At 65.3% G+C, this 11,918-nt stretch carries 11 protein-coding genes; 10 read left to right on the forward strand and 1 reads right to left on the reverse strand.

Annotation, left to right across the window (positions count from 1 at the left end):
• Positions 1–59 precede the first annotated feature (59 nt).
• The 5 genes from H6A21_RS10325 to nth all read left to right on the forward strand — a co-directional run bounded on the left by H6A21_RS10325 (position 60) and on the right by nth (position 4,066).
• Positions 60–521, forward strand: a complete 462-nt coding sequence (locus tag H6A21_RS10325; protein ID WP_204562665.1) for a hydrogenase maturation protease — start codon at positions 60–62, stop codon at positions 519–521.
• A 103-nt stretch (positions 522–624) separates the two neighbouring features.
• Complete coding sequence (locus H6A21_RS10330; RefSeq protein WP_204562666.1) at positions 625–1,302, forward strand: hypothetical protein; 678 nt, start codon at positions 625–627, stop codon at positions 1,300–1,302.
• A gap of 91 nt (positions 1,303–1,393) precedes the next feature.
• On the forward strand, positions 1,394–1,948 hold the full coding sequence (locus tag H6A21_RS10335) for a hypothetical protein (protein ID WP_204562668.1): 555 nt from the start codon (positions 1,394–1,396) through the stop codon (positions 1,946–1,948).
• A gap of 64 nt (positions 1,949–2,012) precedes the next feature.
• Positions 2,013–3,407: a DNA recombination protein RmuC gene (locus H6A21_RS10340; RefSeq protein WP_204562670.1), complete on the forward strand. Its 1,395-nt coding sequence runs from the start codon at positions 2,013–2,015 to the stop codon at positions 3,405–3,407.
• Complete coding sequence (gene nth / locus H6A21_RS10345; protein ID WP_204562672.1) at positions 3,407–4,066, forward strand: endonuclease III; 660 nt, start codon at positions 3,407–3,409, stop codon at positions 4,064–4,066. Before H6A21_RS10340 ends, nth begins: the two co-directional genes overlap by 1 nt.
• 330 nt (positions 4,067–4,396) lie before the next feature.
• Here nth and H6A21_RS10350 read toward each other — a convergent pair whose 3' ends face one another.
• Entirely contained in the window at positions 4,397–5,122 is a 726-nt protein-coding gene (locus H6A21_RS10350; protein ID WP_204562674.1) for a GntR family transcriptional regulator, read from the reverse strand.
• 367 nt (positions 5,123–5,489) lie between these two features.
• Between H6A21_RS10350 and H6A21_RS10355 the strand changes: the two genes are divergently transcribed.
• The 5 genes from H6A21_RS10355 (at position 5,490) to H6A21_RS10375 (ending at position 11,821) form a co-directional block, all read left to right on the forward strand.
• Complete coding sequence (locus H6A21_RS10355; protein WP_204562676.1) at positions 5,490–7,079, forward strand: alpha-glucoside-specific PTS transporter subunit IIBC; 1,590 nt, start codon at positions 5,490–5,492, stop codon at positions 7,077–7,079.
• 175 nt (positions 7,080–7,254) lie between these two features.
• The gene (locus tag H6A21_RS10360) at positions 7,255–8,598 is read left to right on the forward strand and encodes a 6-phospho-alpha-glucosidase (RefSeq protein ID WP_204562678.1); all 1,344 of its coding nucleotides are present in this window, start codon (positions 7,255–7,257) and stop codon (positions 8,596–8,598) included.
• Between the two features lie 147 nt (positions 8,599–8,745).
• A complete protein-coding gene (locus tag H6A21_RS10365; RefSeq protein ID WP_204562680.1) occupies positions 8,746–9,342 on the forward strand; it encodes a hypothetical protein in 597 nt (198 codons plus the stop codon).
• 137 nt (positions 9,343–9,479) lie between these two features.
• Positions 9,480–10,115: a hypothetical protein gene (locus H6A21_RS10370; RefSeq protein ID WP_204562681.1), complete on the forward strand. Its 636-nt coding sequence runs from the start codon at positions 9,480–9,482 to the stop codon at positions 10,113–10,115.
• A 530-nt stretch (positions 10,116–10,645) separates the two neighbouring features.
• A complete protein-coding gene (locus tag H6A21_RS10375; RefSeq protein ID WP_204562683.1) occupies positions 10,646–11,821 on the forward strand; it encodes an MFS transporter in 1,176 nt (391 codons plus the stop codon).
• Positions 11,822–11,918: the final 97 nt, after the last annotated feature.

Consider the following 11,918-nt stretch of genomic DNA (forward strand, 5'->3'; position numbering starts at 1 on the left):
GGTAGGGATGGTATGCTGACTGGGAGGGGAGGGGTGCTATGCGCGTTAAGGTGTTTTGCGTGGGGAACGACTATCAGCTCGACGATGGGTTCGGGCCGGCGGTGGCCCGTGCGCTGCGTGCGAGCGGGCAGCTGCCTGCGGGCGTGGAGGTCATCGACTGTGGCGTCATGGGGTATGCCCTCGTCGGCGACCTTATGGCATGCGATGCGGCCGTGACGGTCGATGCACTCGATGGCACCGGAGCGGCGCCGGGGACGCTTCTGTCGTTTTCACCGGATGATCTTGCGCAGTCGTCCGGCGTGGCGTCGCTGCACGATGTGCGTTTTGCCGATGTGTGGGCGTCCGCTCGCTTCATGGGAAGCCCGTGCGCGCACGCGCAGGGATTCGGCGTGCAGGTGCAGACGCTTGGCGACGGGACGCTGCAGCAGGGGTTGAGCGAGCCGGTCGCCGCGGCGGTGGAACCGTGCGCGCAGGCGGTGCTTGCCTATCTGCGCGAGCTGCTCGACGCCTCGAAGGGTTAGTCGCGCCGCTGCGTAGCGGGGATTCTCCTTGACGCGGGGGCGGCCGCGCACGACAATGGGTGAACCCTCTCCCGTGCATGCCCTTCAATGGGGAGGCATGCACATGAACCTGTTTATCGAGACCCCTGAGCGCGAGGCTGAGCGCCGTGCGCGTGAGCGCCGGCCTGCTTCTGAGTTGCGCGCGGGCGCGGGAAGCGCTGCCGGGGCGATGGCTCTCAATGCGCCCGCCTATGGGCAGCCCGGTTCCGACAACTCGATCTACGATGCGGCGCGTTTCGCACCGATGCCCGCACAGGCGCCGCCGGCGCGCGCGGATGCTTTCGCCACGCGGCAGATGCCCTCGCAGACCGGGCCCATGCCCCGGTGGATGATCGAGGCTCGCGCGCAGGGTGCCGCCGCGTCGCCGCCGTCCACGGGGCCCTACGAGGATGCCCGCTATGGAGGGGCGGCGGCGCGACGCGGGGCAGCGGCAGGGCCGTATGGCGGGCAGGGCGGAGGCGACCCCTTGGGCGAGCGCTACTACCCGGGTCCCGCGGCCTATCAGGAGGAGATGGCCTACAATCGCTCTCGTGCGCAACGTAGACGGCGCGCCGGTGTGTTGCGCGTTCTGCTCCTCGTTATCGCCGTGCCGCTCATGTTGGTGATCGCCTTCGTGGTGTCCTATATCCTGACCTGCATCTTGAACGGGGCCTCGCCCGATGACATCGCGGGGCTGTTGGCGGATCTGGCCGATCGGGTGCGCACATGGGTGGCCGACCTCCATCTGTTCGAGCAGGCCTGATACCGGAGCGGCTTGGGGTATAGTCGAGGGCGACTTGATGAGACGGTGCGCCTCCCGCGGCGCGTCGCTGCGATAGATGGAGCTGTGCGCTATGGAGCTGCAACACGAGAAGGACGCCTCCGGCGGCGCGCCCGCGCAGCAGGGGGCCCGAGAGGATACGCGCCTGATCGGGCTTTGCCGGAGGTGCCGTGACTTCGTGGAGCTCGACGGGGCGCTGGACGATTCCGCAGGGCACGATCGCGCGTGCATGGCGTTCGTGGCCGAGCAGCCGTGCGACGAGGCGCTGCCGCATCTGCCGTCCTTCAACTGGGGCGCCTTCCTGATGCCGCCGATTTGGGGCGCGGGGCACGGCCAGGTGTTCGCCGTGTTGCTGTATCCGGTGTGGCTTCTGGTGGATAACCTGCTGTGGGAGGCGTATACGGGCACGGGCAGCCCGCTGCTCGCGGCGATCGCGCTCGCGGGCACGCTGGCGTTCATGGCGATCTACGCGCGTGGGGCGAACCTGCTGGGGTATCTGCGCGTGTGCCATACGATGTCACCTGAGGACTACGTTGCGCGGGAGCGTCGCTGGACGGTTGCCATGGCGGTGGTCGCCTTGGGCATGCTCGCGTTCGCGACCTGGTACAACCTGACGGTGCGCGCGTAGGGCGAAAATCCCGCCTGACTCGTCGATATAATGGGCGCATGTGCATGAGTGATGGGGAAACGCTATGGAGCTGACGATATCGGTGCTGGTGCTGCTCGGGGTGATCGCGGCGGTTGCACTGGCGGCGCTCGCGTTCGTTTCGGCACGGCGGGCGACGGATGCCGCCGCGGGCGCGGCAGCGCAGGTGGAGGCCCTCTCGGCCGCCGTGGCGCAGATGAGTTCGGTGATGAACGGGCTCGCGCAGCATGCCGCGAGCAGCGCCGCGCTCGATCAGGAGCGTTTCGAGGCCCAGATGCGCGAGTTCTCGCGGGTGGAGGGCAAGATGGATGACGTGCGCCGCGAGCTGAACGTGCAGTTGCGGCAGAGCCGGGAAAGCGTGGGTGCGCGCCTGGCCGAGATGCGTGAGGACAACAACCGCCAGCTCGACCGCATGCGCGAGACGGTCGACGAGAAGCTCCAGACCACGCTCGAGCGCCGGCTTGCGCGCTCGTTTGCCCAGGTGAGCAACCAACTCGAGGCGGTCTACAAGGGCCTGGGCGACATGCAGGGCATCGCTGCGGGTGTGGGCGACCTCAAACGGGTGCTCGGAAACGTCAAGACGCGCGGTATGCTCGGCGAGGTGCAGCTGGGAGCGATTCTCTCCGACATCCTGGCGCCCGACCAATACGTGAAGAACGTGGCGACCAAACCCGGCAGCGCCGAGCGCGTCGAGTTCGCGGTGCGCATCCCGGTTGACGGGTCGGACCCGGTGCTGCTGCCTATCGACGCGAAGTTCCCAGGGGATACCTACGAGCATCTGCGCGATGCGGTGGAGGCGGGTGGCGCCGATGCCGTCGCCGCAGCGCGTCGCACCCTGGTGCAGCGCATCCGCCAGGAGGCGAAAGACATCTCCGAGAAATACCTGAGCGTGCCCCAGACCACGAATGTCGGCATCATGTTTCTGCCCTTCGAGGGACTCTACGCCGAGGTCGTCGACACGCCCGGCCTGATCGAGGAACTGCAGCGCGACTACCAAGTGAGCGTGGCCGGCCCCTCCACGATGGCGGCGATCCTGAACAGCCTGCAGATGAGCTACCAGACCTTTGCCTTCCAGCGCCAGGCCGACGAGATCCAGCGCGTGCTGTCGGCGGTCAAGGCGGAGCTGCCGCGCTACCAGGCAGCGCTCCAGCGCGCCTACGACCAGATCTCTCGTGCGGGCTCGACGGTCGAGACCCTCATGACCACGCGCACGCGCGCTATGGAGCGCAAGCTGCGCGGCGTGACCGCTCTGGGCGATGAGCACGAGGCGGCGCGCCTTTTGGGCATCGAGGGAGACGGTGCGGATGAGCTGATCGTCGAGGAAGAGGGTGGAGAGCCGGAGCCGCTGGGCGCCCATGCGCGCGAGCGGGGCGAAGGGGCCGCTCTGGAAGCTGAGCGGTGCGCTACGATGGATGAGCATGACGAGGAGGTCGATGCCTGATGCCCCGTGAAACCAATGCCGCCAAATGCGAGCGTGCTATCGAGGTGTGCCGCCGCCTGAACGAGCGCTACGGACCGGTCGAGTGCTTTCTCGACCACGCGAACCCGTTTCGCCTCGTGATCTCGGTGCTGCTGTCCGCCCAGACGACCGACGCGCAGGTGAACAAGGTGACGCCCGATCTCTTCCGTCGCTGGCCCACACCTGAGGCCATGGCGGGTGCGACGCCTGCCGAGATCGCCGAGGTCATCAAGTCGCTTGGCTTCTACAAGACGAAGGCGAAGCATTGCGTGGAGTGCGCGCAGATGATCGTGTCCGATTACGGCGGTGAGGTGCCGGCAGATATGAAGGAGCTCGTGAAGCTTCCCGGCGTGGGCCGCAAGACGGCGAACATCGTGCTGAACGTCGGGTTCGGCATCGTGGAGGGCATAGCGGTCGACACACATGTGAACCGTATCGCGCATCGCCTGAAGCTCTCACCCAAGATGCATGAGAAAGAACCGCTCAAGACGGAGCAGGATTTGCTCAAGATCTTGCCGCGCGAATACTGGAACGACGTCAACCACCAGTGGATCATGCTCGGCCGCGAGATCTGCGACGCGCGTCGCCCCCTGTGCGGCGAGTGCCCGCTTGCGGACATCTGCCCGAGCGCGCAGGCGTAGGGCTGCTGGCGTATAGCGCATAGTGCCGCCTCGGGGCTGTCCGGTGGCGGCAGAATCGCCGCGCGAACCCTTCCGCGAGCGGTTCAAGACGCGCTTCCAAACGAGGAGGGCCCACTTTCAGTACATTTGAGGGCGCCCATCGAGCATACACTGGATGCCGAACGTCCGCCAACTGGGAAAACGCTGTCCCGAGTAGCCGGGCTACTCGGGGCAGCGTCAAAAAAGTACTGAAAGTAGGCCCTCCTCGTTTTGCGGGGCATAGCCGCAGCGCTTCGGGCGCTCGGCGGGCGCGCCAAAGCCGCTGCTTGGGCCCGGTTGTCCACAGGCGTGCTAGCGGATGGGGCGGATGGCCGTCTCGTAGAGCGAGAAGAAGCCGGGGATCTGGTGGGTCTCGGTGTACTCGACCATGATGCCCTGGGCGTCGAAGGCGTTGCCCCGCACGACCGCGACCGCGTTGAAGCCGTTGAGCGCGAGGTGGGCGAGGTCGGAATCGTTCACGCCCTCGACGGTGACGGTGCGCCTGCTCGTCACGATCTTCATGCCGAGCGTGCCCTCGAGATACTCGTAAACCGATCGGTTGACCACCTCGGGGGTGAGGCCGGGCACGCGGTCTGCCAGATAGTAGCTCTCGTCGGTTCCCACGGCCGCATCATCGGCGTAGCGGACGCGCAGGATGTGCGTGAGCGTGCTGCCAGCGGGAAACCCGGTCGTGTCGCTTATGTCCTCGTCGGCCTCGATCTGCTCGCAGATGAGGCATTCGGTGCGCGGCGTGAACCCCTGCCGGCGGGCGATCTCGGCGAAGGTCTCGAGTCCGTCGTAGCCATGCGGCTCCTCCATATCGGGGTCGCGAATCACGCGGACGCCTTTGCCCTGCTGCGACTGGACGTAGCCGTCTTCGGCGAGCTGGCGCAGGGCGCGCCGCACGGAGCTGCGCGAGCAGTCATACTGCGCGGTCAGCTCTGCCTCAGAGGGCAGAAACGACTGATAGGGGAATGCTCCCTGCTCGATACGGGTTTTCAGGTCGCGATATATCTCTTGAAACACTGCTTTCGGCATAGATATCCAATCCTGTTCGTACAACTAATACTGAGTGTTTATCACGTCGCTCCCAAAGTCAACCTCATATACCTCCCGAGGCTGGCGCCGGTGCCCGACAGCATGATCCCAGCCGTCGACGGTAGTACGACCTCTAATATGTTCGAACAAGCATGACGCTCACCGGAGAATATCGACCGTTCACAGTTGTACGAACAAGTCTTATTGACCAAGCCGGTGCCAGAGCGCATGATACAGACATAACTTGTACGTACATGTTTGGCAGCGCGGCCGGCAGCGGGTTTGAGCAGGTGACATGCAAGTTGTCCAACGGAAGTCGCGGATGATCGCCTGTCCGCGCATATGCATGAAAGGGGGGATAGCTACCATGATGCAGAAGATCCAGAAGTTCGGCGGCGCCATGTTCACGCCGGTGCTTCTCTTCGCGTTCGCCGGCGTGGTGATCGGATTCGGTACGCTGTTCACGACCGAGGTCATTTTCGGCTCGCTGGCGGCTCCCGATACGCTCTGGTACGGCGTATGGAACGTGATCCTGCAGGGCGGATGGACGGTGTTCAACCAGCTGCCGCTGCTGTTCGCGGTGTCGCTGCCCATCGGTCTGGCAAACAAGCAGAACGCCCGCTGCTGCATGGAAGTCCTTGTCTGCTACCTGACGTTCAACTATTTCGTCTCGACGATGCTCTCCCAGTGGGGCGGCTTCTTCGGCGTCGACTACAGCGCCGAGGTCGGCGGCTCCAGCGGTCTTGCCATGGTGGCGAGCATCAAGACGCTCGACATGGGCATGATCGGTGCCCTCGCCATCTCCGGCATCGTCATCGCCCTGCACAACAAGCTCTACGATTTCGAGCTGCCCGAGTGGCTGGGCGTGTTCTCCGGTTCCACGTTCGTCTACATGATCGGCTTCTTCGTGATGCTGCCCGTGGCGCTCATCGCCTGCCTCGTGTGGCCTCACGTCCAGGACGGCATCCGCGCCTTCCAGGTGTTCGTCGCGAGCATCGGCCTGCCGGGCGTGTGGATCTTCGCGTTCCTCGAGCGCGCGCTCATCCCCTTCGGCCTGCATCATCTGCTCTACAGCCCGTTCTACTACGATAACGCGGTGGTCGATGGCGGCATCTACGCGGCCTTCGCCAAGCAGCTGCCCGAGATCGCAGCCTCAACGGCTCCCATCAAGGACCTGGCGCCCTATGCGGCCTACACCTGCTCCTGCTGGTCGAAGATCTTCGGCTGCCCGGGCATCGCGCTGGCCTTCTACGCAACCGCCAAGCCCGAGAAGCGCCCTGAGCTCAAGGGCCTGCTCATCCCCATCACCCTGACGGCCATCGTCTGCGGCGTCACCGAGCCCATCGAGTTCACGTTCCTGTTCGTCGCACCCGCCCTGTTCATCGTGCACGCCGCGCTCGCCGCGACGCTCGCCACGGTCATGAACGCCTTTGGCGTCGTGGGCGTGTTCTCCGGCGGCCTGATCGAGATCGCCTCGCTGAACATCATCCCGCTGATCGCCAACCACTGGATGACCTACCTGACCGCGCTCATCGTCGGCCTCGTCTTCACCGGCATCTACTTCGTGGTTTTCCGCTTCCTCATCCTGAAGTTCGACTTCAAGACCCCGGGTCGCGAGGACGATGACGAGGAGATCAAGTTCCGCAGCAAAGCCGAGTACCGTGCGGCCAAGCAGGGCGGCTCCCTTCCCGACGGCACGGCATCCGAGCAGGAGAACCCCTACGCCGTCACCGCTGCCGCGTGCATGGAGCTCGTGGGCGGACCCGACAACATCGTGGACGTGACGAACTGCGTGACCCGCCTGCGCCTGAACGTGAAGGACGAGACGCTCGTGGCGGACGACGCCGACTTCAAGAGCATCGGCACGAGCGGCTGCATGAAGAAGGGCAAGTCGGTCCAGATCATCATCGGCCTCAAGGTCGCGAAGGTCCGCGCCGAGTTCGAGAAGCTCATGTAGCGCATCTTCGATTCCCTTCTCGCGGAGCGTCTTCCATCCGCTTCGCACTCGAGGGCGGGTGCTGCACCAGGTCCCTCACGTCTGCATCGCCCGCCTCACCTCATCCAATCTGACGGGTGGCGCCTCAGCGCTATCCGGTACGGATTACCAGCCTGAATAGAAAGGAAGGCAACTTATGTCCAAGAAGTCCTATGCGGTCACCATCGCCGGTGGCGGTTCCACCTTCACCCCCGGCATCGCGCTGATGCTGCTCGAGGAGCGCGATCGCTTCCCGGTCGACAAGATCACGTTCTACGACAACGACGCCGAGCGCCAGGAGATCGTGGCGAAGGCGTGCGAGATCTACTTCCACGAGAACGCGCCCGAGATCAAGTTCACCTACACGACCGATCCCGAGGCCGCCTTCACCGGTATCGACTTCGTGCTTGCCCACATCCGCGTCGGCAAGTACGCCATGCGCGAGAAGGACGAGAAGATCCCGCTGAAGTACGGCGTGCTCGGCCAGGAGACCTGCGGGCCTGGCGGCATCGCCTACGGCATGCGCTCCATCGGCGGCGTCATCGAGATCCTCGACTACATGGAGAAGTGGAGTCCCGACGCGTGGATGCTCAACTACTCCAACCCCGCGGCCATCGTGGCCGAGGCCTGCCGCGTGCTGCGCCCGAACAGCAAGATCATCAACATCTGCGACATGCCCATCGACCTGATGGACAAGATGGCCCACATGTGCGGCATCAAGGACCGTCGCGAGCTGCAGTACAGCTACTACGGCCTGAACCACTACGGCTGGTTCACCAAGATCTTCGACAAGGACGGCAACGACCTCATGCCAAAGATCAAGAAGCACATGGCCAAGAACGGCTACCTTGACGGCATCGTGCACGAGCCGGGCCAGGAGCAGCACATCGACGAGTCCTGGATCCACACCTTCGGCAAGGCCAAGGACGTCTATGCGCTCGATCCGGAGACCATCCCGAACACCTACCTCAAGTACTATCTGTTCCCGGACTACGTGGTGGAGACCTCCGACCCCAACTACACCCGCGCCAACGAGGTCATGGACGGTCGCGAGAAGCGCGTGTTCGGCGCCTGCCGCGAGGTGATCGAGAAGGGCACGGCCGTAGGCTGCGGCTTCGAGGCCGACGCGCACGCCACCTACATCGTGGACCTCGCCTGCGCGCTCGCCGAGAACACGCTCGAGCGCTTCCTGCTCATCGTGCCGAACGATGGCGCGGTGTCGAACTTCGACCCGACCGCTATGGTCGAGGTGCCCTGCATCGTGGGTAAGAACGGCTACGAGAAGATCTGCCAGGGCAAGGTGCCGCAGTGGCAGAAGGGCATGCTCGAGCAGCAGGTTTCCGTCGAGAAGCTCGTTGTCCAGGCATGGGTCGAGCACAGCTACCAGAAGCTGTGGCAGGCGCTGTCGCTGTCGGCGACCGTGCCGTCCGCGAAGGTGGCCAAGCTCATCCTCGACGACCTGATCGAGGCCAACAAGGGCTACTGGCCCGAGCTGCACTAAGCCCGGGCCTCGGAGGGACGGTGCTGTGTGCAGCGGCCGTCCCGTGCGCGGGGCGCCGCGGGCGGCGGATGCCACCTGCGGCGCCCCGTATCTCTTTTGGTGACGTGGGGCCTGCCCCCGGACGATCTTGCAGATAGGAGATTGACCATGGCGAAGACGAGTCGCGCTCAGGCTGCAGCGCGCGGGACGAAGCTCGATGCCGAGCGCACGATCGCCGTGACCGAGAAGGCCGAGCGGCGCCGGGTGCTTCGCGAACGGCCGCAGTCGAAGTACGAGGCGCGCACCGCGAAGATCTTCAGCGCGGTGCAGGTCGTGCTCGTCGTGGTTCCCCTCGCCATGGTGGGATATGTGTGGCTTGCCGGCGGCGGCACGATCGACGGCCTGCAGAACGCGATGCGCGAGGATCCTGCGATTACGGTCTCGTTCATCTCGGCGATGTGCCAGCCTTTTGTGGCGTGGCTGCTCAAGTTCGTGCGCGAGCACGATCGGGCGGGCGACGGCGGCTATGTTGCGGCGAACCTCATCGGTCTTATCTGCGGCGAGCTGTTGCTGCAAAACGTCGCGGGCGTCATCGGGTGCGCGGTTCTGCTGTGGCGCATCTGGAAACGAAGCGGCGGTGAGCTCACCGCGTGGAAGGAAGACCGCGGCCTTGCAGGTGCCGCCGCGGACCTGTCGGGTGCGATCGTGCTGTGCGTGATCGGCGCGGTGTGCGCGTTTGCCACCTGGCGCATCGGCATGGTGTAGCGCGCCGCCGGCAGGATCTCGCACACCCCTTCCGAGAAACGACAAAATTGCTGCGTGCATACGTTTGCAGAATCGTTCATAGTGGTGGGGTGATGTGACAGCGGACGCCCGGTATGCGGGCGTGTGAGGAGGCCTGCATGGCGAAGACGAAGCGACGCGACGCGGCGGCGCGTGGGACGAGACTCGATCCGGAGCGCGGCGAGCGGGTGCGGCCGGCGCCGTTGAGCAAGAAGGCGGCCAAGCGGGCGGCGCGCGAGGCCGGCGGCGCATCGGGCTTCGCGCCGGTGCTCGATGCGTACGAGCGGCAAACCCTGACGGTCTTCACGATCGTCGAGGTTATCCTCGTGGCGGTGCCCGTCATCCTGATCGGCTATGTCTGGCTTGCCGGCGGCGGATCGCTCGACGTCTTCCAGCAGGCGCTGCGAGACGAACCGCTGCTCGCCATCGCGTTCGTTTCCGCCATCGTGCAGCCGCTCGTCGCGTGGCAGCTGCGCTTCGTCCGCAAGCGCTACAGCGAGGGCGCGGGCGGGTATGCGGCGGCGAACCTCATCGGTTTTCTGGTGGGCGAGCTGTTGCTGATGAACGCAGTCGGCGTCCTGGCCTGCGGCTTCGTGCTCATGCGCGTGCTGCGCCGCCTCGACGGGCGGCTCTCCGAATGGGCCGAGGAGCGCCACGCCCCAGGCATGCTCGCCGACGTGATCGGTGCCGTCGTGGTCATCGCCGTCGGCGCGTTCTGCGCGTTTGCCACCTGGAACATCGTGGCCGCTGGTTAGGGTGCGCTCGTGCGCTCACGCGCTCGTGTGGGCGCGAAATCCGCGTCCGGCGACGAAGGGCGCCTCCTTTCAGTACTTTTTTCGAGCCGCTGTGAGAAGAGGTTAAAGCGGCCAAAACGATACAGCATTTTACCTGCGGTTTTCTTATTCAGACTTGGGGTGAGCGTTCGGTCTTCACGAGGCTCCGTCGAAAAAGAACTGAAAGTGGGACCTCCTCGTCTCAGAGGGGCCGGAGTCGACGGATTTGCGCGTTCGCGAAGGCCTGCTCGTTCGCTCATGGGCAGCATGAAGCAATCTTCTATCCCTTTATCGCGCTACATCCCGTTTTGCGTCGCGCGATGCGCCGTGTCCGGCGCCATGCGAGCTGCGCTCGCGCGCTTTGACAGCTTGTCTGGACATGGAGGTAGGTAAAATGCGCGCATCGTCAGAGGCGGGGCGCGTCGGTGGTGCTACCATCCGCTTGTTTCATTTTGCGAGACGAGCCGGGCGCGTGGAGGCCTGGCTCTCGTTGTGAGAAAGGCAGGGCTTCTGTGAAGAAAAGCCTCATCGCTCTCGCCATGGGTGCGTTCGTGCTCGGGTTCGTCGAGTTCGTCATGATGGGCATCCTGCCCGTCGTGGCCGACGGCGTCGGCGTGAGCGTCGCCTGGGCGGGCAACTTCATCACGGCGTATGCGGTCGGCGTGTGCGTCGGTGCCGTCATGCTCGTGGTCGGCCGTCGCGTGCCGCCCCGTCGGCTCATCATCTTCTTCATGGCGATCTGCGCCGCGGGCAACGCCATCTCGGCGCTCTCGGCCGATCCGACCATGCTTCTGGTCGGGCGTTTCGTTGCCGGCTTGCCGCACGGCGCCTTCTTCGGCACGGCGACGCTTGCCTCCAAGATGCTCGCCGACCCGGGTCGCGAGGGCCAGGCGGTCGCGACGATGGTCCTCGGCCAGACCGTCGCGAACATGGTGGGCGTGCCGGCGGGCACCCTGCTCGCGAACGCGTTCTCGTGGCATGCGCCCTTCGTCTTCGCCACGGTGTGGGCGGTTGCCGCGGCGCTTTTGATCTGGAAGTTCGTCCCGGCGCTCGACGCCATTCCCGACGCGGGCCTCGCCGGACAGTTCTCGTTCCTGAAGGCGCCGGGCCCGTGGCTCATCCTGGCAGCCGTGCTGCTCGGCAACACCGGCATCTTCTGCTGGTGGAGCTATGTGTCGCCCTGGCTGCAGCACATGGGCGGGTTTGCCGAGGCGGCCGTTCCGATGCTGCTCGTGCTCGCCGGTGCGGGCATGGTCGTGGGCTCCACGCTGGGCGGACGTACTGCCGATCTCAAGAGCCCCGGTATTGCTGCGGCGGCCGGTCAGACGCTCGGTGCCGTGGCGCTGCTGCTCATTTTCCTCATCGGCCGCGGTCCGGTGCCCTGCGCCGCGTTGATGTTTTTGGTCTCGGTGGGCCTCTTCTTCGTGTCGAGCCCCCAGCAGATTTTGATGGTCGAGGTCGGCCAGGGCGGCGGCGAGCTGCTCGGCGGCGCGTGCGTGCAGATGGCCTTCAACGGTGGCAATGCCATCGGTGCCCAGGTGGGGCAGATGGTGCTGAACACCGGTGCCGCCTACAACTGGATCGGCCTTGCCGGCGTGCCGTTCTCGATCGTGGCCGTCGTGCTGCTCATCGTGTTCGCCCGCCGCTTCGAGCGTCGCTATCATCTGCAGGCCACCGGCCGCGCGTAGCGCTGCGGGGCGGTGTCCTCATCGGGGACGGGGTAGTTCGGTGCCACCCTGCGCCCGGCCGGGCGCAGGGTGGCACCGAACTACCCCGTCCCCGATG

Origin of the sequence: Collinsella tanakaei (genome assembly GCF_016902615.1) — a bacterium.
Lineage (GTDB): Bacteria > Actinomycetota > Coriobacteriia > Coriobacteriales > Coriobacteriaceae > Collinsella > Collinsella tanakaei_A.

What these genes read in the sequence shown, in the direction of transcription:
- H6A21_RS10330 (WP_204562666.1), top strand. Translation starts at nt 625, where the DNA reads ATGAACCTGTTTATCGAGACCCCTGAGCGCGAGGCTGAGCGCCGTGCG.
- H6A21_RS10335 (WP_204562668.1), top strand. Translation starts at nt 1,394, where the DNA reads ATGGAGCTGCAACACGAGAAGGACGCCTCCGGCGGCGCGCCCGCGCAG.
- H6A21_RS10340 (WP_204562670.1), top strand. Translation starts at nt 2,013, where the DNA reads ATGGAGCTGACGATATCGGTGCTGGTGCTGCTCGGGGTGATCGCGGCG.
- nth (WP_204562672.1), top strand. Translation starts at nt 3,407, where the DNA reads ATGCCCCGTGAAACCAATGCCGCCAAATGCGAGCGTGCTATCGAGGTG.
- H6A21_RS10350 (WP_204562674.1), bottom strand. Translation starts at nt 5,122, where the DNA reads ATGCCGAAAGCAGTGTTTCAAGAGATATATCGCGACCTGAAAACCCGT.
- H6A21_RS10355 (WP_204562676.1), top strand. Translation starts at nt 5,490, where the DNA reads ATGATGCAGAAGATCCAGAAGTTCGGCGGCGCCATGTTCACGCCGGTG.
- H6A21_RS10360 (WP_204562678.1), top strand. Translation starts at nt 7,255, where the DNA reads ATGTCCAAGAAGTCCTATGCGGTCACCATCGCCGGTGGCGGTTCCACC.
- H6A21_RS10365 (WP_204562680.1), top strand. Translation starts at nt 8,746, where the DNA reads ATGGCGAAGACGAGTCGCGCTCAGGCTGCAGCGCGCGGGACGAAGCTC.
- H6A21_RS10370 (WP_204562681.1), top strand. Translation starts at nt 9,480, where the DNA reads ATGGCGAAGACGAAGCGACGCGACGCGGCGGCGCGTGGGACGAGACTC.